Here is a 22,125-nt window from a genome sequence, read left to right as displayed (position 1 = left end):
CCTTTCCTTGTATCTTTCACATCATTTAAACTAAAGACTGGCGATCATAGTCTGTAATCTGATTCGCAAGTTCTTGCAATAATCTTCTTACCTCAAGCTTACTTGTTTCACTTTCATACACGCTTCGCAGTTCTGCATCTGTCGCACCAATCAGGGTTACAAATTCTACTTTTCCATGCGGAGTGTCTAGGGGCTTAGCTAGATTATCGCGAGCAGTCAGAAAACCTGTCAACTTTGATTTTTGCTGGGCATCAATTCCTACCGTTTGCTTGGTATAAATGTATTCTTCTGGTAAAACAACTTTACCCGTTTTAAAAATATATCTTGCCACATATTGCAATAAACCGCAACCATTTTTGATTTCTTCTTCGTCATTATCTGATTTCTTCAACTTAAAAGTCAATTCAATCCCATAACCACTGTATTCTGGATCTGAGCTTTCCTTTGTATATAATTCTGACAAGCCATAGCCAACAAAATGCCAAAATTCTCCCGCATCATAAACACTGATACCATCAAGAGGATCTGGACCACCAAACATATATTTAATAAGTGTTCCATAATGCCGGGGATTGGGCTGATCAGGATAGAGACGGTCAAACTCTGCATCAATGGCTTCCCATCCTGGAGCGCTATCATCTGTATTATCAGATTGAATAACAGTCTTGTCTCCATCTTCAATCGGCGTTTCTTCACTAGAAGGTTTCTTCTTAAAAAAATCAAATAAACCCATAAATTCTCCTTAGCTAATACCCTTACTTATGGTTTACGAACTTGTCTTTACCTTCTCTCCACTCCCAAACTATCCAAGACTTCTGGATACAACTTGTACTCAGCCTCATGAATGCGAGCTTCAAAACTGTCGATGGTATCATCAGCTAGCCTTGGCACACGCACTTGTCTGATAACCTTGCCTGTGTCCACACCAGAATCCACCCAGTGAATGGTCACGCCGCTCTCAGCAACCCCAGCATTCCAAGCGTCCTCAATCCCATGAGCTCCTGGAAATTCGGGCAGGTAGGCTGGATGAATGTTGATAATTCGACCTTCATAAGCTGCCAACAAGGTTGGCCCAACGATTTTCATGTAGCCGGCGAGGCAAACCAAGTCAATCTGGTGTTCTTCCAAGAGTTCGACAAGGGCTGCTTCATAGTCTGCCTTGTTCTCAAACTCCTTTAGTTCAAAAGCATAGGACAGAATGCCAAGCTTGTCTGCACGCTCGAGCACATAGGCGTCACGATGGTCTGAAAAGACAAACTCTACCGGAAATTCTTCGGCAATCACCTGAAAATTTGAGCCATTACCAGAGGCAAAAACCGCTATTTTTTTCATTTGATGATGACACTTTCGTTTTCTTTCTTGACGATGCGACCAATTTCATAGACTGGTTCATCCAGCAATTCTTTGACACGGCCTACATTTTCAGGGCTAACTGCCAACATGAGTCCAACACCCATATTGAAGATTTCAAACATTTCTTCATGCTTGATTTCACCGTATTTTTCAAGAGCTTTGAAAATCGGAAGCACTGGAACCTTGCTTTCCTCAATCTCTGCAGCCAAGTCATCTGCAAACATACGTGGGACATTCTCGATAAAACCACCACCTGTGATGTGGGCAATACCGTTGACCAGCTCTTCCTTGATGAGAGGCAAGACAGCCTTGACATAGATACGAGTCGGCTCAAGAAGGACTTCCTTAAGTTTCTTGCCTTCCAATTCTGGCAAGACTTCCTCACCTGTATAGTCGGCAAAGACGCGACGCACGAGTGAGTAACCATTGGAGTGAATCCCACTTGAAGCAAGCCCGAGAAGAACATCTCCTTCCGTCACTTTTGAACCATCAATAATTTGAGATTTTTCAGCCACACCGACTGCAAAACCAGCCAAGTCATAATCATCTTCACCGTACATACCAGGCATTTCAGCCGTTTCTCCACCGATAAGAGCGGCGCCTGCCTGCACACAACCTTCTGCTACACCAGCAACCACTTGTTCTAGCTTGGCTGGTTCATTCTTGCCAGTCGCGACATAGTCAAGGAAATAGAGGGGCTCCGCACCTGCAGCGATGATGTCATTGACACACATGGCCACACAGTCCTGACCAATGGTATCGTGCTTGTCATACTTGATAGCTAGCATCAACTTGGTACCAACACCATCTGTACCTGAGATCAAAACAGGCTCTTTGACACCTGTTTTTGAAAGGTCAAACATACCACCGAAGCCACCCAAAGCTCCCATAACCCCTGCACGCTCCGTACGAGCCACATGTTTTTTGATTCGTTCAACTACTTCATACCCCGCTTCAACATCCACACCAGATTGAGCGTATGCATTCTTATTTGTCATTTAGTCTCCTCTTCCTTTTGTATAATGGAAAATCTCATCCGTCTATTTGTAAAAACTCGTCTTTTCTTCCAAACTTCTACGATATTCTTCTTCATAGTCGTAGAGAGGAGTTGGGTAGTCGCCGTCAAAGTAAGCGACACAGAGACCACCGTTTGGCGCATCTGTTTCAATCCCGATAGAGTTAATCAAGCCATCAATAGAAAGATAGGTCAGGCTATCCGCACCAATGATTTGGCAGGTTTCTTCAACGGTATGATTGGCAGCAATCAGCTCCTGCCGCGTCTGGATATCAATCCCGTAAAAACATGGATAAGCTAGCGCTGGACTGCCAATAGCAACGTGAACCTCAGACGCCCCTGCTTCTTTCAAGAGCTGAACGATACGGCGAGAGGTTGTCCCCCTAACAATGGAATCATCAATCATCACCACACGTTTGCCTTTGACAACGCCTGAAACAGCGGACAATTTCATCCGTACCCCTTGCTCCCGCAATTCTTGGGTTGGTTGGATAAAGGTACGTTGCGTGTATTGGTTTTTGATCAGCCCCATTTCGTTTGGCAGACCAGATTCTTCTGCAAAGCCCATGGCTGCGCTCAGTGAGGAATTTGGCACACCAACCACGATATCCGCCTCATGTTTGAATTCACGCGCCAATTGAGCCCCCATTCTCTTGCGGGCTGTATGGACGTTGACACCATGGATATTGGAGTCAGGACGCGCAAAATAGATATACTCCATAGAGCAAATCGCCAACTGGGTATCATTCGTATAACTATCGTACTGGATGCCACTGTCATCAATGATGACAATCTCCCCTGGCTTCACATCACGAATCCACTCAGCACCAATCACTTCAAAAGCACAAGTTTCAGAAGAAACCACAACTGCTCCATTGCTCATTTTCCCAATAGAAAGCGGACGGAATCCATTTGGGTCAAGCGCCGCAATCAACTTGTCTTCAAAAAGTAGAATATAAGCAAACCCACCTTTGACAAGACTGAGTGCCTCCTTGATTTTACCCATGAGACTAGGATTGTGACTACGGCGAATCAGGTGAGCCAAGATTTCAGAATCAGATGTTGAGCTGAAAATAGCGCCTCTTTGTTCCAATTCTTTCTTAAGAGATTCGGCATTAGTTAGGTTCCCATTATGAGCAAGTCCAAACTGCATATCATGAAAACGAAAAATGAAAGGCTGGATATTATCCGCAGAAGCTTCTCCTGCAGTCGCATAACGAACGTGCCCAATCGCACTCGTTCCAGTCAGTTTATCCAAATTAGCTGGATTTCTGAACACTTCTGATAGAAGTCCCATATCACGATGGCGCTTTAGTTGTCCTTGGTCATTGGAGAGGATTCCTGCCCCCTCCTGACCGCGGTGCTGAAGACTATGGAGCCCAAAATAGGTCAATTTAGCCGCATCCGGATGTCCCCAAATACCGAAAACACCACATTCTTCATTAAGTGACTTTACTTCGTATGTCATTTTTTTACCTAAATTCTTTTATCCTGAAAAGGGAGAAAACCTGGCCTTTCAGACCAAGTAGACTCCTTTTTGATTACTTTCTATTACAAGCCAGTGTTATCTTGACCCGCTTGGAAATAACGAACAGCACTTTCAAATAATTTCTGGTCTTTCTGGCCTGGAATATTTTGGAAAAGACCGTCTTCATAACGTTCTGAGTGACCCATTTTACCAATGATTTGGCCGTTTTTACTTGTAATCCCTTCGATAGCGTAGAGGGAGCCATTTGGATTATACTTACTATCCATGCTTGGCTGACCATCAAAGTCTACGTACTGGCTCCAAATCTGACCATTGTCACGCAGTTCAGCAAACTCTTCAGCTGTCACGACAAATTTCCCTTCACCATGTGAAACCGGAATGGCATGAATATCTCCTACTTGCACACCAGCCAGCCAAGGCGAGTTAGTATTGGCAATACGGGTTTCAACCATCTTAGCCACGTGCTGATTAGCATCATTGTAAAAGAGAGTTGGGCTACTATCCTCTACTTCTTCAAAGTTTCCATATGGAAGAAGACCAGATTTGACTAAAGCCTGGAATCCATTACAGATACCAATGATAAGACCGCCACGAGCGATGAAAGCATCAATGGCTTTCTTGACCTTCTCGTTGAGAAGAATGTTGATGATAAATTTAGCTGACCCATCTGGCTCGTCTGCAGCAGAGAAACCACCTGCAAAGAAGATGATATTCGCCTTGTCAATATTGTCAACCATTGTGTCAACGGACTTGACAATAGTCGCTTCGTCTAAAGTAACAAATGGAACTAGATTGACCTTGGCTCCAGCTGCTTCAAAGGCTTTAGCTGAGTCGTATTCTGAGTTGGTCCCAGGAAAGACTGGGATGTAAACCAGTGGCTCAGCTACTGTATCCTTGGCTTTTATCACTGTATCAGAGACTAGTGCAGGGACATCCTCTAAAACTTTAGATTGTTCAAATTCAGTTGGGTAAACTGCTTCTAATTTTCCTTCAAAAGCATTGAGCAGATTTAAACCATTTATGTCAATATCGTTTACGGTCAATGTAAACAATTGGGTTGTTTGTCCAATCTTAGCTACATTTGGAATATCCTCTTTAGATGTAAAGACAAAGCCACCTAGCTGACCAGTTAAACAAGTTGACAGATCTGTTAAGTTCACTTTTGCTCCTATACGATTCCCCAGACTCATAAGAGCTAAGCTTTCAAGTACTCCACCATATTTAACTGCTGATGCCGCACTGATTTTATGTTCTTTTTGAAGACTTGCAAACTGTGTAAAGTTTGCCTTTACAGTATCGAAATCAATTTCTTGAGATAGGGCTGGTCCTGGAATATAGTAAATCCACTCTCCCACTGCCTTAAACTCTGGAGATAGGACTTTTCTGCTGTCTGCAGTTGTTACACCAAATGCAACTAGAGTTGGAGGCACTGTCAATTCTTCGAAGGTACCTGACATAGAGTCCTTACCACCAATAGACGGGAGTCCTAGCTGAATCTGTGCTTCAATAGAACCTAGAAGGGCAGATACAGGCTGACCAAAACGTTCAGCTTTCTTATCCATTCTCTCAAAGTACTCTTGGTATGAGAAACGAGCCTTAGACCATTCTCCACCAGCGGCAACCAATCGAGCAGTTGCTTCGATCACTGCATATGCTGCCCCATGGTAAGGTGACCACTCAGCCAAATACGGATGGAAGCCCTGAGCTATCACAGATGCAGTATTCGTAAAACCAGACTGAACAGGTAATTTTTGAACAGAAGCTTCTGTTGGAGTTATTTGATAACGGCCTCCCAGTGGATGATTTACGGTTGAACGTCCTACAGAACTGTCAAAAATCGTTTGTAAACCTTTTTGGCTAGCATGATTCAGATCAGATAGAAGAGCTAACAGGTCTGTTTCAAGACTTTCAGCTGATGTTGTCCTTTCTTCAGGTAGCTTGACATTCTTGTCAACCACCTTGGCATCAACTACAACACGAACGCCATTTGTATCAAGGAAAGAACGCTCCAAGTCGACAATTGTTTCACCATTCCAGTGCATAACCAGATTTGGTTTTTCAGTCACTGTCGCAACGACAACAGCGTCAATATTTTCTTTGTTACATTCCGAAATAAAGGTATCTACATCCTCAGGACGAACAACAACAGCCATTCGTTCCTGAGACTCAGAGATAGCAATTTCTGTACCATTAAGTCCTTGGTATTTAAGAGGTACCTTGTCAAGGTCAATTTCCAATCCGTCTGCCAATTCACCAATGGCCACACAGACACCACCAGCTCCAAAGTCATTAGATTTTTTAATAAGTCGAGTCACATTTCCATTACGGAAAAGGCGTTGAATCTTGCGTTCTTCAATGGCATTCCCTTTTTGAACTTCAGCACCAGCAGTCTCTACAGATTCGACAGTTTGTACTTTTGAAGAGCCTGTTGCTCCACCAACTCCGTCACGCCCTGTCTTTCCACCTAATAAGATAACCACATCACCTGCAACTGGCTTTTCACGAACAACATTTTCTTTAGGAGCCGCTCCGACAACCGCTCCAAGCTCCATCCTCTTAGCTACAAAACCTGGGTGGAAGTACTCACGAACATAAGTCGTTGCCAAACCAATTTGATTCCCGTAAGAAGAATAGCCATGAGCTGCGGTTTTAGAAATGATCTGCTGAGGAAGCTTGCCAGCTCGCGTTTCAGCAATCGGCTGGGTAATATCGCCCGCACCAGAAATCCGCATTGCTTGATAAACATAAGAACGACCAGAGAGTGGATCACGAATAGCTCCACCAATACAAGTCGCAGCGCCACCAAAAGGCTCAATTTCTGTTGGATGGTTGTGGGTTTCATTTTTAAACATCAGCAACCAAGGCTCTTTAACTCCATCCACATCCACTTCAATCTCAACTGAACAAGCATTAATTTCGTCAGACACTTCCATATCATCTAGACGCCCATTGGCTCTTTCGTAACGACCAAAAATAGTCGCCATATCCATGAGAGTCTGCGGTTTTTCCCCACGTCCCAACTCATTGCGCATAGCCAAGTATTTATCATAAGTAGCCTGCAATTGTTTTTCAAACTTAGAAGCTGAAAAATCAATCGTTTTTAACTCAGTCTCAAAGGTTGTATGGCGACAATGATCAGACCAATAAGTATCTAGGACCTTTAGCTCTGTCTCTGTTGGCACGCGCCCAATGGATTTGAAATAATCTTGAATAAATAAGAGGTCATCGACTTCCATAGCTAAGCCTTGTTCAGACTTGTAGAGCAAAAAATCTTCTGCCGTATAGTTTTCAAAGAAATCTAGATTTGGAATTTCCTTGTCAGAACTTGAAAATTCCTGAGGACGGAGGCCTGAGAGAATATCTTTAAAGCGGGAATCCACTGGATTTAAAAGATAATGCTTAATCGCCTCCAGTTCATTGCCATCAATATTTTTGTTGACCAAATAAAGTTGAGCTGTATTCACAATTATATTGCTATCACTGCCCAAGAGCAATAAAGCCTCCTGAGCGCTAGCTGAGCGTTGGTCAAACTGACCTGGCAGAGCTTCGATAGCAAAAAACGCTGTTTCTGCAAGTGCAACCTCTACTTCCTCTTCAGTCAGCAATCTATCTGTTACTTGCTCAGAAAAAATATGTTTTTCAGCCCGAGTATACAAGTCTTCTGCCAGATGAAAAACATCGTAAACCTGAATTATACGAAGATCTGATAATGTTTTTAACTGGAGATTATATATCAGCTCTTTCATTAAACTCTGTGACTTGATACCAAAGTTATTTTTCTTCTCTACAAAAATACGCTTGTCCATGACTTTTTACACCCGTCCTTACTTAATCGCCTGCAACTTCTCCCAAACAACTTGGTAAACATCCGTCAATTCACCAAGACCGCGCCGGAAAACATCCTTGTCCATGTGGTGTCCTTCTGCATCCCAGAGACGGCAGTTATCAGGTGAAAATTCATCTGCTAGAATAATTTTTCCTTCTTTGTCAAAGCCGAATTCTAACTTGAAATCAATCAATTTCAGTCCGATTTGGTGGAACCAATCTGACAAAAGCTTATTGATCCGACGAGTCTCCTCTTTCAAAAAGGCAATTTCTTCGTCGTTAGCAATCTTCAAGAATTTTACATGCTCATCATTGATGAAAGGATCGTCCAAATCATCATTTTTGTAATAAAATTCCACAATCGGGGTCTCAAGTGCAATCCCTTCTTCTACTCCAAAACGCTTAGAGAAAGATCCTGCTGTATAGTTCCGAAGCACTACTTCTAATGGAATGATCTTTACTTTTTTGTTGAGTTGATCTGTATCTGAAATCTTTTCAATAAAATGCGTGGCTACACCCGCAGCATTCAGTTTTTCAAAAATAAATGATGAAATCTGATTATTGAGTACTCCCTTACCAACAATCTGTTCTTTCTTAACCCCATTAAAAGCGGTAGCTTGATCCTTATAATGTGCTACAATCACATCCTCATCATCTGTAGCAAGAATATCTTTGGCTTTTCCCGAATATATCAATTTATTTGACATTTTAATGTTCGCCTTTCGTAATTTTTATGCCTTCATTTTATCATATGAACTAGATATTTACAAGCTGTATCCGTATTTTTCAACCTGACTTCTTTTGATTATTTTATTTAAACTACTTTCCTTATCAAAATATAGAAAAAAGTAGGTCAAGGCCTACTTTATTTTTTTCTCAATATATGCTACTACATCTGCAACACTGCATAGACGATCAATATCTTCATCTAAAATATCAATTCCAAATTCGTCTTCTAAAGTCAGAATAAACTCCATCATATCAACAGAATCTGCCCCAAGATTATCCTTAAAGCTTAATTCCGGAGTTACCTCAAAACTTTTACCTTGGCGTTCTTGAATAATAGATACGATCTTTTGGTAGATTGTTTCCTGCGTCATTGTGTTTCCTCCTTTGAGAATTCTGTAACTGATTTACCAACCACATCTGTGTGTAGCATTGTTCGAATTTGACGAATCGTACTGCAAACTGTTTTTGCATCACTTGAGCCGTGAGTCTTAACAACTGGCGCTTTTAGACCAAATAATACGGCTCCTCCAGCATCAGAATAATCTAGTCTAGACTTTAGTTCCTTCAGACTATCTTTTAGAAGTAAGGCACCCAACTTGGCCTTGAGACCACCACCTAAAATACTCTTCTTAAGCTCCCCCATAATACTGAGCGCTGTTCCTTCAATAGACTTTAAGACTGCGTTTCCTGTGAATCCATCTGTCACTACAACATCAGCTACACCATTCATCAACTCACGCGCTTCCACATTCCCAATAAAATTAAGAGAAGAATCTGCAGCGAGTAGTTCATAGGTCTCCTTGCGTAAAGGATCACCCTTGCTACTTTCTGTCCCGTTGTTCAAAAGACCTACACGTGGTCTCTTAATCTCTCTCACACTCTCAGCATAAAAAGATCCTAACTTGGCGTACTGATACAAATGATGAGAGGTATTTTCTGCATTTGCTCCTAAATCCAGCATATCAAATCCCTGACCATCAACGGTTGGTAGAGTTGACAACAGACCTGGTCGATCAATGTTTTTAATACGGCCTACAATAAAGAAGCCTGCTGCTAAAAGTGCACCTGTATTCCCGGCAGAAAGAACAGCATCTGCTTCTCCTGCTTTAACTGCCTTAGCAGCTAAGACCATACTGGAATTCTTCTTTTGACGAATGGCCTTGGTTGGCTCATCATCAGAATTAATCTTTTCATCTGTGTGGACAATGCTAACTCGCTCACTTGCAGTCAGATACTGCTTGATTTTAGCCTCATCTCCATATAAAATCAGCTCGATATCTGAAAACTCTTGAAGAGCTTGATTGGCTCCCTCTACCAAGGCTTGGGGGGCAAAGTCGCCTCCCATAGCATCAATGGCAATTTTTTTCATATTGACTCCTTATTTTCTTTATCTTTTAAAATACTTCCCCAGTCTCCTAGAGAATCAATGAATTTCTTTGATTTCAAATGAATTCCAACATAATCGTCGTAAATTTGATCTATAAATTCGCGCAGTTGTTGCTTAATTTCTGCTTTTAGTGAAATAGTTTCCAGAGTGCTATATTCCACTGCCTGAAATTGATCAAGTAAAAATGGGATATTAGGATGAAGATGACAACGACGATCGTCTTCATGGTAGTGGTCTGGACAGAGGACACCATTGAATTTAAAGGAAAAATCAAAAGGTAATCCAGTTCGGTGACAAAAGATACATTCGTGGAAATTTAGAGAAACACCAAAACGTGACAAAATCTGAACTTCAAAAATATTTGTCAAAATCTCATGGTCTAAACCGTCTTCCATTAGCTCCAAGGTTTTTGTCAGAAAAGCAAAAAGAGCAGCATCTGGTTGACTGTCCGGAATACTAGCGTCTGCCAAGGCAGCTACATAGGTAGCATAGGCCATGATGAATAAATCACTATTAATCCGAGTAAAAGGCTGGACATCCTGGTAATCCTGAATATAACTCAGACCATCATCATTCACCTTCATAAGCAGATTTGCCAAGGTAAGGGGCTGAATAACAGGACTCAGCTTAGAGTTGGTGGCATGTTTCACGAAAAACATACGCTTGCCAGCCTGTTCTGTAAAGATTTTTACTAATTTGTCGTCTTCACGAAAGTTTCGATTATAGAGGACCAGCGCCTTACTCGTGATGGACTGCATCATATTCTTCCATGTACTCCTTGAGTCGCTTCATAGCCTCTTGAATGACCTCCATACTAGCTGCATAAGAAAGCCGAATATAGCCTTCCCCATACTGGCCAAAAGCTGCACCTGGAATAAAAGCAACTGCTTTTTTCTCAGCAAAATCTTTTAGAAAAGCGAACGAATCCTGCGTAAACCCATCCGGAATCTTAGCAAAGATATAAAAAGCACCGTCTGGTTTTATAATTTTAAAGCCTAAGTCCCTCATCTTTTCTAAGATATAATCTCGCCTTATGATGTATTCCTTCTTCATAGGAAGAGCGTCGTCTTTTCCAGCCGATAAGGCTTCTACCCCTGCAAATTGTGCCATAGTATTTGCAGCAGTTACCAAATATTGGTGGCTCTTGATGATCTGAGCGGTAAACTCAGCAGGCGCAAGGATAAAGCCTAATCGCCAACCAGTCATAGCATGAGATTTGGAGAGACCGTTGATAACAATGGCTTGCTTAGGTAGGTACTGACCAATGGAAACATGAGCCTCTTCTCTGTAAGTCAACTCCGAATAAACTTCATCACAGACAACAAAGACTGGATATTTACTCAACACTGCTGCCAATTCCTGGATTTGCTCCCTAGAATAGGTCACACCAGTTGGATTGGCTGGATAGTTCAGGATGACAGCCTTGACTTTTTCACCTTGCTCCAAAATAGCCTTTTCTAGCATTTCAGGAGTCAAGACAAAATCATTTTCTGTTGTATCAATCTCGACAATTTTAGCTCCTGCAAGATTAACAATCGGCTCATATCCTGGATAAGCAGGTGCAGGAAGTAAAACAACATCATCTTCTTCTAAGATAGCTGTCAAGGTTGCAGACAAAGCTTCTGTTGCACCAATAGTCACCAACACTTCGCTTTCTGGTTTATAGTCTAAATTATATTTTTCTTTAACAAACTCGCTGGCTGCCTGTCTTAGCTCGAGCAAGCCACTCATACCGGTATAATGACTCTGATCGGCATCAATGGCAGCCTTAGCAGCTTCTTTTACATGGTTCGGAGTTGTAAAATCTGGCTCACCTAAAGTTAGGCGTAAAACCCCGGGAATACTTGATATGGACTGATCAAACTGACGAATCATCGATACTTCAATTTTATCTAAATTCTTATTAAAACGTTTCGTTAAATCCATACATTGCCTCCATATCTTTATCTTTTCAAATATTATACTACAAATAAAAGACCGTCGCAAAAACTGACTGTAATCACACAAAAGGAAAAAGATTGCAGCTCAAGCCCAATCTTGTATCCTTTCTTTATTGTTCTTCGCTTTCATCATCAAAATAGCGAATCAAGTTCTTTTCTGTCAAAATATCTGAGTAAGTATAAGATTCTACATAAGTACTTGCAGAGTCTCCAGCTGGAACATTGTCATTTGTATATTCTACTATAAATAAAGAAGGATAAACCTCAATCAAACGTCCTTTTTTATCCTTTTGACGCTTCCGTCCATTTTCCAGAGTCATCTCGACAATCTGCCCCTCATGTGCCTTGATGTCTTCTTTAATTTTTTTCATTTTTGCTACATCTGTAAATGCATCACTCATTTTATACTTCCTCCCTTTTAGAAATACTTGAGAACTTGTTGTATTCTTTTTGGAAAATCAATTCTACCGTACCACGCGCACCGCTACGGTTTTTCTCGATAATGACTTCCACCTTGTTATTTGGAATACCTTCTTCTTCCTCGCCAGCACGATCATAATAATCATCCCGATAGAGAAAGGCTACGATATCCGCATCCTGCTCGATAGATCCAGATTCCCGGATATCAGACAGCACTGGCCGTTTATCTTGTCGTTGCTCTACTCCACGAGAGAGCTGACTCAAGGCGATTACCGGTACTTTTAACTCTTTTGCTAAAATCTTCAGCTGACGAGAAATTTCTGATACCTCTTGCTGACGATTTTCGCGTCCGGTTCCTGTGATCAACTGCAGGTAGTCAATCAAAATTAGGCCTAAATTGCCTGTTTCTTGAGCCAACTTTCTTGCCCGCGAGCGAATTTCTGTAATCCGAATCCCTGGTGTATCATCAATATAAATGCTGGCTTGTGCCAGATTTGCTTGAGCGATGGTTACTTTCTGCCATTCTTCATCGCTTAGTTGTCCTGTACGGATAGAATGCGAATTAATAACTCCTTCAGAAGCCAACATCCGGTCTACCAAGCTCTCTGCCCCCATTTCCAAAGAGAAAATAGCGACAGTCTTATCTAGTTTCGTCCCAATATTCTGAGCAATGTTAAGGGCAAAAGCAGTTTTTCCGACCGCAGGACGTGCTGCCAAAATGATCAATTCTTCCTCATGTAGACCTGTGGTCATCTTATCCAACTCAGGATAGCCAGTCGCAATCCCTGTGATATGAGAAGTTTGTTGAGAACGAACCTCCAAGTTTTCAAAGTTGATATTCAAGATATCTTTGATGTTTTTAAAACCACTACGGTTAGCATTCTCACTGACATCAATGAGCGCCTTCTCCGCACCAGCAATAATTTCATCTGCCGGGCTTGCTCCATCGTAAGCTTGATTGATAGATTCTGTCAACCGAGCAATTAAGCGACGCAAAATAGCTTTTTCAGCTACGATTTTAGCATAATATTCTGCATTGGCAGAGGTCGGAACTGAGTTAACCACTTCAACCAAATAGCTGAGTCCACCAATGTTTTGTAAATCATCCTGGCTATCCAGAATATTTCGAACGGTAGTGGCATCAATTGCATCACCACGATCAGCCAAATCAATCATGGCCTTAAAAATCAAGCGATTGGCATACTTAAAGAAGTCAGCTGGCTCGATATATTCACGAACGAAAACGAGCTTGCTCTCATCAAGAAAAATAGCTCCCAGAACAGACTGCTCAGCTAAAATATCTTGAGGCTGTGCTCGTAATTCATCAATCTCTGCCATAAAGAACTCCTCTCTCCTCTACTTACTTATCCTTCCTTGACACGCAGATTGATGACACCTGTGATGTCTTGGTAAATCTTCACTGGAACATCGATCAGACCTACTGAACGAATCGGTGAATCCACTTTGATATTGCGTTTATCCAACTTAATACCAAATTGTTTTTCTAACTCTTCTGCAATTTTTTTGCTGGTAATAGAGCCAAACGTCCGACCATCTGGACCAACTTTTTCAGTAAATTCAACCAAAGTTGCTTCTTCTGCTAATTTGGCCTGAATCGCTTGAGCTTCAGCAACTAATTCCGCATGGGCTTTTTCTTCAGATTTCTGTTTCCCTCGTAACTCACCAATAGCCTGAGCAGTTGCTTCTTTCGCTAAATTTTTCTTAATCAAAAAGTTTTGAGCATATCCTGTAGGAACTTCCTTTACTTCCCCTTTTTTGCCCTTACCTTTTACATCTGCTAAAAAGATTACTTTCATTCTACTATCTCCTCTTCTTTTTTGATCACTTCATCAATGATTTCTTGGTTTAATTTTCGGGTAACCTCTGCAACCGTAAGGTCTTTAATCTGAGCAGCTGCTAGATTAAAGTGGCCGCCACCACCCATATTTTCCATAATACGTTGGACATTAACCTTACTACGACTTCTAGCTGAAATCGAAACATAACCTTGCGTATTTTTACTTACCACAAAGGTTGCTTCGATCCCCGACATAGCAAGCATAGTGTCCGCTGCCTTACTGATTGCGACCGTCTGATAACTCTTATCTTCTGGCCCACTAGCTACGATAACGTTTGGTAATATCTTATTACCTCGTAGGATCAGCTCGTTAACTGCCCGATATTCATCAAAATCTGTTGCAGAAATATCTTGAATTGTCACACTATCACTGCCCCGTGTCCGTAAATAACTAGCCACATCAAATGTCCGACTAGTAACGCGAGAGGTGAAATTCTTAGTATCCAACATCATTCCAGCCATCAAAACACTGGCCTGCATCTTACTTAATCGATTTTTCTTAGAATTTTGGAACTGAAGCAATTCCGTCACAAGCTCACTAGCACTGCTGGCTCCACTTTCAATATAAGTAATGACAGCATTTTCTGGGAAGTCATCATCCCGTCGATGATGATCAATTACAATAGTCTGATAAAACTGTTTATAAAAATCCTTAGATAGAGTCAAGCTAAGCTTAGAATGGTCAACCATAATGAGTAAAGAGTTTCCTGTGACCATCGTCATAGCTTCTGCAACAGTTACCAAATTAGTCTGTCCTTCGTCTTGGAGTTTATTGACAGCTCTCTCAATATCTGCAGCCATTTGATACTGATCATAGACAACATATGTCTTATCAATTAAGTTACTTGCAAAAAGTTGCATTCCAACTGCCGAACCCAAAGCATCCATATCCAAATTCTTATGACCCACAACAAAAATTTGATCAACACTACGGATTTTATCCGAAATAGCGGTCATCATGGCCCGAGTACGTGTACGTGTGCGCTTCACTGCAGCAGCAGAGCCACCTCCAAAGAAGATTGGATTCTTGCCATCAGCATTTTCTTTTACGACAGCCTGATCTCCTCCACGAACCTCAGCTAGGTTTAGATTTAACAAAGCCGTTTTACCGATTTGATCGTGGTCTCCATCTCCATAAGCGAAGCCCATACTGAGAGTCAGAGGTATTTCACGATTCTTAGCTTCAATCCTAAATTGATCAATAACTGAAAATTTATCCTGCATTAATTGATCTAGTACTGTAAAATCTGTAAACAGATAAAAACGGTCCATACCTACACGACGATAAAACATCCGATGGCGATCAGAGAATTCTGCAATGTAATTGGCAACAAAACTATTAATCTGGCTGATATCGGAATCTGATACAACATCTTCTAAATCATCATAGTTATCAACAGATATGATACCAATAACAGGTCGTGTAGTTGCTAATTCTGCAGTTGCATCATACTCATTAGAAGCATCAAAAAAGTAGAAAACATTAGAGGAACGATCCAGATAAATCGAATATTTCTTGTCACCAATTGTCATGTAGCGACCAGAACCTTCTAAACCTGTCTCCATCATCTGCTGTAGCATTTGTGTATCAAAATCCCCATCTTCTGTTGTACAAAGCAACTCAGCATAGGGATTGAACCACTCAACTTCACCAGTTTCTTCTTTAATTTTAATGACTCCAACAGGCATTTTATCTAGTAAAGATGCCAAACTATTTTCTGCATGGTGATTAACATACTGAATTTGTTCAAATTCTGCTGTTTCAAAAAACTTTTGTTGATAAATTAGAAGGGAAACCAAAAAGGCCACTACCAAGAAGGTAGCAAGCAAAACAAGCGTTCCTTCACCAAACGCTCTCAGTAAAACTGCTAAGATTCCAAAAGAAATAACGCCCAGCATTACAAAGTGAATTGGGGCAAAATGAAATTTTTTCATCACAAACCTCTTATCCGCCATTTTACCATAAATTCAAGAAAAAAGCGAGTTTCTACTGGTTCTAAGCTTATTTGTGATGTTTAAACTTTTTGTAAACTTAGTAATTATTTCTCGATGGATTGCATCATCCTCTAGTTAATTGTTTGTTGTCATAGTTGTAAAAAAAAATTTACAGCAAAGTAAACATATTGGTGAATCCACTCAAAAATGCTAGTTATTCAGTCATGTTTAATAATTAAAAGTTCTTTTTCACAAGCTTTTAAACTCAATCCATATCAGGTGAATGTTATTTACACTATGTTTACAATATTGTAAATATAGTGTAAAAACCACGTTGTTTTATCAAACGTGGTTTTGTTTTTCTTTATTTTTTGAAATACTGCGTGCTTTTCCTTCCAAATAAACCATCAAAATAGAAATATCTGCTGGATTGACACCAGAAATACGACTCGCCTGACCAATTGTTTCTGGATTGATTTTCTTAAACTTCTGTCTTGCTTCTGTCGCAATCGAATCAATATCATCCCAGTCAATATTAGCTGGAATGCGCTTCTCTTCCATGCGCTTCATCTTTTCAACCTGATCAAGAGCTTTGGAAATATAGCCTTCATACTTAATCTCTGTTTCAATTAGCTCGATAATCTTTTCATCAAGCTCCTCTGCTGCCGGACCAATGAATTGAACCACATCTTGATAAGACACTTCTGGACGCCGCATAAATTCTTTGGCAGTTACTGCATCCGTCAGAGGCTTAAAGCCAAGCTCTTCTACTTTAGCGTTTGTTTCCTTGACAGGTTTTAGTTTGATAGATTCCAAACGCTTCATTTCATTGTCAAATTGATTCTTTTTAATCTCGAAACGAGCCCAGCGCTCATCATCTACCAGACCAATTTCCCGTCCCATCTCTGTCAAACGCATATCAGCATTGTCATGACGGAGAATCAAACGGTATTCAGCTCGGCTGGTTAAAAGTCGATAGGGTTCTACGGTCCCCTTGGTCACCAAATCATCAATCATGACTCCAATGTAACCATCACTGCGCTTCAAGATCAACTCTGGCTTACCTTGGATTTTCAAGGCCGCATTAATCCCAGCGATAATCCCTTGACCTGCAGCTTCTTCATAACCGGAAGTTCCATTGGTCTGCCCTGCTGTAAAGAGCCCTGAAATTTTCTTGGTTTCTAAGGTTGCCCGCAACTGATGAGGCATAATCATATCGTACTCAATGGCATAGCCTGTCCGCATCATCTCAGCATTTTCTAGACCTTTGATAGAGTGAACCAAGTCCTTCTGTACATCTTCTGGCAAACTAGTTGACAACCCCTGCACATAAACTTCTTCCGTATCACGACCCTCAGGTTCTAAGAAAAGCTGGTGGCGTTCCTTATCCGCAAAACGGACAATCTTATCCTCGATTGACGGGCAATAGCGAGGGCCCACACCCTTAACGATACCTGAAAACATAGGAGCACGATGCAGGTTATTTTGGATAATTTCATGACTTTCTGCATTGGTATAAGTCAACCAGCAAGGCACTTGATCTTTCACATAGTCCTCATCACGAGACGTATAGGAGAAATGATTGGCCTTTTCATCACCTGGCTGAATCTCGGTCACATCATAATTGATAGATGACGCCTTAACACGCGGTGGCGTTCCAGTTTTAAAACGACCAATTTCAAAACCTAGATCACGCAGATTATCTGCCAAAGGAATTGCTGCTAAGCTATGGTTTGGACCAGATGAATACTTGAGATCACCAATAATAATTTCTCCCCGCAAAGCTGTTCCAGTCGTAACAATGACGGCTTTAGCTGCATACTCCTGATGAGTTGCCGTTTTAACCCCAATGACCTTACCATCTTCTACCAAGATTTCATTAATCATGGTTTGCCGCAAGGTCAGATTTTCTTGATTTTCAACAGTCTTCCGCATTTCTTTGGAATAAAGCTCTTTATCTGCCTGCGCCCGAAGAGCCCGAACAGCGGGTCCTTTACCAGTATTGAGCATTTTCATCTGGATATAGCTCTTGTCAATATTCTTGGCCATTTCTCCACCCAATGCATCTACTTCACGGACAACAATCCCTTTAGCAGACCCTCCAATAGAGGGATTACAGGGCATGAAAGCCAGCATCTCAATATTGATGGTTGCCAAAAGAACCTTACAACCCATTCGACTAGCAGCTAAAGAAGCCTCAACTCCAGCGTGCCCCGCTCCAACCACGATAATATCATAACTTTCAGTAAAATTGTGTGACATTTCTTTTTCCTTCGTTTTTTTCACCAAAAAAGGCCAAGTCTCCAGAAGTGCAGGACAAAAAAGCCTGCAACATCCATGAGCTTTGACCATCATAGGTATTGCTTATCTTATTGTAGCAAATTAAGCTGAATTGTCAATCTAAATGTACTGCAAGACTTGACCATTCTTATAAGCTCTGTCAATTAAGCCTCCACCTAAGCACTCATCCCCATCATAGAAGACGACTGCTTGACCTGGTGTAACTGCCCTTTGAGGCTGATCAAAGTTGACAACCGCCTTGTCACCCTTTACAGTAACTGTCACCTTAGAATCTGGCTGACGGTAGCGAAACTTAGCTGTACATTCCATTGTAAATTCTTCTGGCATTTCTTTTGTGAAATGAACCTGACTAGCGTCAAGGCTGGTTGACATTAAGTTGTCATGATAAAAACCTTGACCTACATAAAGAATATTTTGGCTGAGATCTTTTCCGACCACAAACCAAGGTTCATTATCACCACCATGCTGACCACCAATTCCAAGACCACCCCGCTGGCCAATGGTATAATACATCAACCCAGCATGCTGGCCCATATCTCGACCTTCCAAGGTCATCATGCGACCTGGCTGAGCGGGTAAATATTGACTCAGAAATTCTTTAAAATTCTTCTCACCAATGAAGCAAATACCTGTCGAATCTTTTTTCTTGGCCGTAGCTAAACCAGCTCTTTCAGCAATTGCTCGAACTTCTGGCTTTTCTAAATGGCCCAGAGGAAACATGGTCTTTTGCAGTTGTTCCTGTGACAGTTGACTCAAAAAGTAAGTCTGATCCTTATTGTTATCCTTGCCACGTAACATATGTACTAAACCATCTTGGTCTCTCTTCACCTGAGCATAGTGACCCGTTGCAACGTAATCAGCGCCCAGTGTCAAGGCATAGTCAAGGAAGGCTTTAAACTTAATTTCCTTGTTACACATGACATCTGGATTTGGAGTCCTACCAGCTCGGTATTCCGCCAAGAAGTATTCAAAAACACGTTCCCAGTACTCTTTCTCAAAGTTGACAGAGTAGTAAGGAATGCCAATCTGGGCTGCAACAGCTGCTACATCCTTGTAGTCTTCTGTGGCTGTGCAGACACCAAATTCATCTGTGTCGTCCCAGTTTTTCATGAAGATGCCAATTACATCGTAACCTTGCTCTTTCAAGAGCAAGGCAGTTACTGATGAATCAACACCTCCGCTCATACCAACAACGACACGAATCTTAGAGTTATCACTCATTGTGTTCTCCCATCTTTTCGTTATTTCACGATTGAAGGTCGTGCTGTGCTTTCAACGATTGAAGGTCGCTTGAGCAAGCTCTATTATAGCACGAAATTTTTATAAGAACAAACAAATAGAAAATGCTCCCTTTTACTAGTCCAGTTAACTTTTTGTCAAGAATGTTTACAATAGTGTAAAGAAAAAACTCTCAAAATTGAGAGTTTTCTTTTAATACCAGCCATTTGCTAGCCAAAAGTTTTTAGCAGCAGACCATGAACCATATCGACTTGTTACATATTCATTTGCCACTTTCTCTTGATTTTCAGGCGAGAGATCTCCATTCAAGTATGTAATGGTTAATTGATATCGACCATAATATTGACCATTTTGAGCAGTGTAACTACCACTTGATTCCTTTTGAGCGATAAATTCTTTAGCTTCTGCATCTTCTGCACTTAAACCTGAAGAAGCATTTGCTGTGTTTGTACTCGTATTATTAGTCTCAGGCGTTGTTGTAGTTGGTGTAGTTTCTGTCTTGTTTTCCTTCTGTTCTCCTACTTCTAGGACTTGTCCAACATGGATAAGATTTACATCAGAAATTTTATTCAGTTCAGCTAGCTTTTCAACACTTGTATTATTAGCTGTCGCAATAGCAGAAAGTGTATCTCCTGACTTCACGGTATAACTATCAGCGTTTGCTATTACTGGTAGGAATAAAGCTAAAGCTGCTAAGCTTACTACACCTGTCTTTACTGTATTTGTTTTATTTTTTAAAAATGTCTGTACTTGCATTTTATTCTCCTTTTCTTGTAACTAGCAAAACGAGATACAAAATATTCATGATTTTTTCTTGGTCTCATATCTATCATTTTGCTATACTCCTATCATACAGATTCTATGTTACCTCTATTTTTAAAGTATATGATAAATGTTACAAAATTGTTTAAATTAGAAAAAGAAAGCTTATAAAAGGCTTAAAATAAGAAATTTTATTTTGTTTTTCAAATGATTTTCCTAATTTATAGGATTTGTTATTTTATAATTTTTTATTTAAAAATGAAGCAGATACCCCCTAACTTTGTTATAATGAAGATAGAACTTTACACGAGGAGAAATCATGACATCATTAAGATTTCAATCTGTTTTTGATATTATTGGCCCTGTAATGATTGGACCATCTAGTAGCCATACAGCAGGAGCCGTTCGTATTGGAAAAATAGTCTATTCTATATTTAACGATGAACCTACTGAAGTGGAATTTCAGCTTTTTAATTCTTTTGCTAAAACATATCGAGGACACGGAACTGATTTAGCTCTTGTAGCAGGAATCTTAGGAATGGATACGGATGATCCAGAGATTCCCAATAGTCTAGAAATAGCCCATAAACGAGGTATCAAAGTTGTCTGGTCTATTCAAAAAGATAGTAATGCTCCACATCCCAATACAACAAAAATTACAATAAAAAACGATCATAAAACAATCAGTGTTACTGGAGTATCTATTGGTGGGGGCAATATTCAAGTAACGGAGCTGAATGGTTTTTCAGTTTCACTCAGTATGAATACACCTACTATCATCATTGTTCATCAAGATGTCCCTGGTATGATTGCTCACGTTACAGATGCCCTCTCACGTTACAATATCAACATTGCTCAAATGAATGTCACACGTGAAAAAGCTGGCGAGAAAGCCATAATGATTATTGAGGTTGACAGCCGTAGCTGTGAAGAAGCTGTCGAAGAAATTCGAAATATTCCTCATCTACATAATGTAAATTTCTTTAAGTAGGAGAAAATATGTTTTATTCCATCAAAGAATTAGTAGAGCAAGCTGACTTGGATTACCAAGGAAATGTTGCAGAACTAATGATTGCTACTGAGTATGAATTGACTGGTCGTGAAAGAGATGAAGTTTTGAGACTGATGGGTCGCAATCTGGAAGTCATGAAAGCCTCTGTCCTTCTTGGACTTGATGAGAGCAAGTCTCGTAGCGGATTGACTGGCGGAGACGCAGCAAAACTTGACCACTATATCCGGTCTGGAAAAACATTGTCCGACCACACTGTACTGACTGCAGCAAAAAATGCTATTGCTGTCAATGAGCATAATGCTAAAATGGGCTTGGTTTGTGCAACACCAACTGCCGGTAGTGCTGGCTGTCTACCTGCTGTCCTTACATCTGCTACTGAAAAATTAGGACTCTCAGAAGAAGAACAGCTGAACTTTCTGTTAGCTGCAGGTGCTTTCGGCCTAGTCATTGCCAATAACGCCTCAATTTCAGGCGCTGAAGGTGGCTGTCAAGCTGAGGTTGGCTCTGCTTCTGCTATGAGTGCAGCTGCTTTAGTTCTGGCTGCTGGAGGTTCACCTTTTCAAGCCAGTCAAGCTATTTGTTTTGTCATCAAAAACATGCTGGGGTTAATTTGTGACCCTGTGGCTGGCCTAGTAGAAGTGCCATGTGTCAAGCGAAATGCTATGGGAGCCAGTTACGCTTTTATTGCAGCTGATATGGCTCTTGCTGGAATCGAATCTAAAATTCCTGTTGACGAAGTCATTGACGCCATGTATCAAGTTGGGTCAAGTCTGCCAACTGCATTCCGAGAAACGGCCGAAGGTGGCTTAGCTACAACACCTACAGGTCGCAGACTTTCAAAAGAGATATTTGGAGAATAA

19 protein-coding genes are annotated in these 22,125 nt (G+C 40.9%); 2 read left to right on the top strand and 17 right to left on the bottom strand.

Annotated features, from left to right (window positions below):
• Nucleotides 1-25 precede the first annotated feature (25 nt).
• The 17 genes from PCY09_RS04180 to PCY09_RS04100 form a co-directional block, all read right to left on the bottom strand.
• Nucleotides 26-733 (bottom strand): suppressor of fused domain protein, encoded by a 708-nt coding sequence (locus PCY09_RS04180; protein WP_061602230.1) that lies wholly within the window; start codon nucleotides 731-733, stop codon nucleotides 26-28.
• 47 nt (nucleotides 734-780) lie between these two features.
• Nucleotides 781-1,332 carry a phosphoribosylglycinamide formyltransferase gene (gene purN / locus PCY09_RS04175; RefSeq protein ID WP_061602229.1) on the bottom strand — a complete coding sequence of 184 codons (552 nt, stop codon included), beginning with the start codon at nucleotides 1,330-1,332 and terminating at the stop codon, nucleotides 781-783.
• Nucleotides 1,329-2,351 (bottom strand): phosphoribosylformylglycinamidine cyclo-ligase, encoded by a 1,023-nt coding sequence (gene purM, locus PCY09_RS04170; protein ID WP_048777305.1) that lies wholly within the window; start codon nucleotides 2,349-2,351, stop codon nucleotides 1,329-1,331. The genes purN and purM overlap by 4 nt, the downstream gene beginning before the upstream one ends.
• A gap of 42 nt (nucleotides 2,352-2,393) precedes the next feature.
• Nucleotides 2,394-3,836 (bottom strand): amidophosphoribosyltransferase, encoded by a 1,443-nt coding sequence (gene purF, locus PCY09_RS04165; protein ID WP_048777304.1) that lies wholly within the window; start codon nucleotides 3,834-3,836, stop codon nucleotides 2,394-2,396.
• Between the two features lie 83 nt (nucleotides 3,837-3,919).
• The gene (locus PCY09_RS04160) at nucleotides 3,920-7,663 is read right to left on the bottom strand and encodes a phosphoribosylformylglycinamidine synthase (protein WP_125396753.1); all 3,744 of its coding nucleotides are present in this window, start codon (nucleotides 7,661-7,663) and stop codon (nucleotides 3,920-3,922) included.
• A gap of 18 nt (nucleotides 7,664-7,681) precedes the next feature.
• The gene (gene purC, locus PCY09_RS04155; RefSeq protein WP_011999586.1) at nucleotides 7,682-8,389 is read right to left on the bottom strand and encodes a phosphoribosylaminoimidazolesuccinocarboxamide synthase; all 708 of its coding nucleotides are present in this window, start codon (nucleotides 8,387-8,389) and stop codon (nucleotides 7,682-7,684) included.
• 153 nt (nucleotides 8,390-8,542) lie between these two features.
• Nucleotides 8,543-8,782: an acyl carrier protein gene (locus PCY09_RS04150; protein ID WP_061602227.1), complete on the bottom strand. Its 240-nt coding sequence runs from the start codon at nucleotides 8,780-8,782 to the stop codon at nucleotides 8,543-8,545.
• Nucleotides 8,779-9,780 carry a phosphate acyltransferase PlsX gene (gene plsX / locus PCY09_RS04145; RefSeq protein ID WP_125396752.1) on the bottom strand — a complete coding sequence of 334 codons (1,002 nt, stop codon included), beginning with the start codon at nucleotides 9,778-9,780 and terminating at the stop codon, nucleotides 8,779-8,781. Before plsX ends, PCY09_RS04150 begins: the two co-directional genes overlap by 4 nt.
• Entirely contained in the window at nucleotides 9,777-10,559 is a 783-nt protein-coding gene (gene recO, locus PCY09_RS04140; protein WP_061602225.1) for a DNA repair protein RecO, read from the bottom strand. The genes plsX and recO overlap by 4 nt, the downstream gene beginning before the upstream one ends.
• Nucleotides 10,537-11,724, bottom strand: coding sequence for a pyridoxal phosphate-dependent aminotransferase (locus PCY09_RS04135; RefSeq protein ID WP_125396751.1), 1,188 nt, complete (start codon nucleotides 11,722-11,724; stop codon nucleotides 10,537-10,539). The genes recO and PCY09_RS04135 overlap by 23 nt, the downstream gene beginning before the upstream one ends.
• A gap of 124 nt (nucleotides 11,725-11,848) precedes the next feature.
• The gene (locus PCY09_RS04130; RefSeq protein ID WP_011999582.1) at nucleotides 11,849-12,139 is read right to left on the bottom strand and encodes a Veg family protein; all 291 of its coding nucleotides are present in this window, start codon (nucleotides 12,137-12,139) and stop codon (nucleotides 11,849-11,851) included.
• 1 nt (nucleotide 12,140) lies between these two features.
• On the bottom strand, nucleotides 12,141-13,496 hold the full coding sequence (dnaB, locus tag PCY09_RS04125) for a replicative DNA helicase (RefSeq protein ID WP_125396750.1): 1,356 nt from the start codon (nucleotides 13,494-13,496) through the stop codon (nucleotides 12,141-12,143).
• Between the two features lie 26 nt (nucleotides 13,497-13,522).
• The gene (gene rplI / locus PCY09_RS04120; RefSeq protein ID WP_011999581.1) at nucleotides 13,523-13,975 is read right to left on the bottom strand and encodes a 50S ribosomal protein L9; all 453 of its coding nucleotides are present in this window, start codon (nucleotides 13,973-13,975) and stop codon (nucleotides 13,523-13,525) included.
• Entirely contained in the window at nucleotides 13,972-15,951 is a 1,980-nt protein-coding gene (locus tag PCY09_RS04115) for a DHH family phosphoesterase (RefSeq protein ID WP_185760605.1), read from the bottom strand. Before PCY09_RS04115 ends, rplI begins: the two co-directional genes overlap by 4 nt.
• Before the next feature lie 342 nt (nucleotides 15,952-16,293).
• The gene (gene mnmG, locus PCY09_RS04110) at nucleotides 16,294-18,213 is read right to left on the bottom strand and encodes a tRNA uridine-5-carboxymethylaminomethyl(34) synthesis enzyme MnmG (RefSeq protein WP_125396748.1); all 1,920 of its coding nucleotides are present in this window, start codon (nucleotides 18,211-18,213) and stop codon (nucleotides 16,294-16,296) included.
• Nucleotides 18,214-18,351: 138 nt separating this feature from the next.
• The gene (gene mnmA / locus PCY09_RS04105) at nucleotides 18,352-19,473 is read right to left on the bottom strand and encodes a tRNA 2-thiouridine(34) synthase MnmA (protein ID WP_125396747.1); all 1,122 of its coding nucleotides are present in this window, start codon (nucleotides 19,471-19,473) and stop codon (nucleotides 18,352-18,354) included.
• Nucleotides 19,474-19,683: 210 nt separating this feature from the next.
• Entirely contained in the window at nucleotides 19,684-20,247 is a 564-nt protein-coding gene (locus PCY09_RS04100; RefSeq protein WP_045634542.1) for a LysM peptidoglycan-binding domain-containing protein, read from the bottom strand.
• Nucleotides 20,248-20,572: 325 nt separating this feature from the next.
• Between PCY09_RS04100 and sdaAB the strand changes: the two genes are divergently transcribed.
• Both sdaAB and sdaAA read left to right on the top strand, forming a co-directional pair.
• On the top strand, nucleotides 20,573-21,244 hold the full coding sequence (gene sdaAB / locus PCY09_RS04095) for an L-serine ammonia-lyase, iron-sulfur-dependent subunit beta (protein WP_008808056.1): 672 nt from the start codon (nucleotides 20,573-20,575) through the stop codon (nucleotides 21,242-21,244).
• Between the two features lie 8 nt (nucleotides 21,245-21,252).
• Nucleotides 21,253-22,125, top strand: coding sequence for an L-serine ammonia-lyase, iron-sulfur-dependent, subunit alpha (sdaAA, locus tag PCY09_RS04090; protein ID WP_008808055.1), 873 nt, complete (start codon nucleotides 21,253-21,255; stop codon nucleotides 22,123-22,125).

Origin of the sequence: Streptococcus sp. SG2, assembly GCF_030439925.1 — a bacterium.
Taxonomy (GTDB): Bacteria; Bacillota; Bacilli; order Lactobacillales; family Streptococcaceae; genus Streptococcus; species Streptococcus gordonii.
The sequence above is the reverse complement of the archived record's forward strand: the minus strand, read 5'-3'. Positions and strand labels throughout refer to the sequence as shown.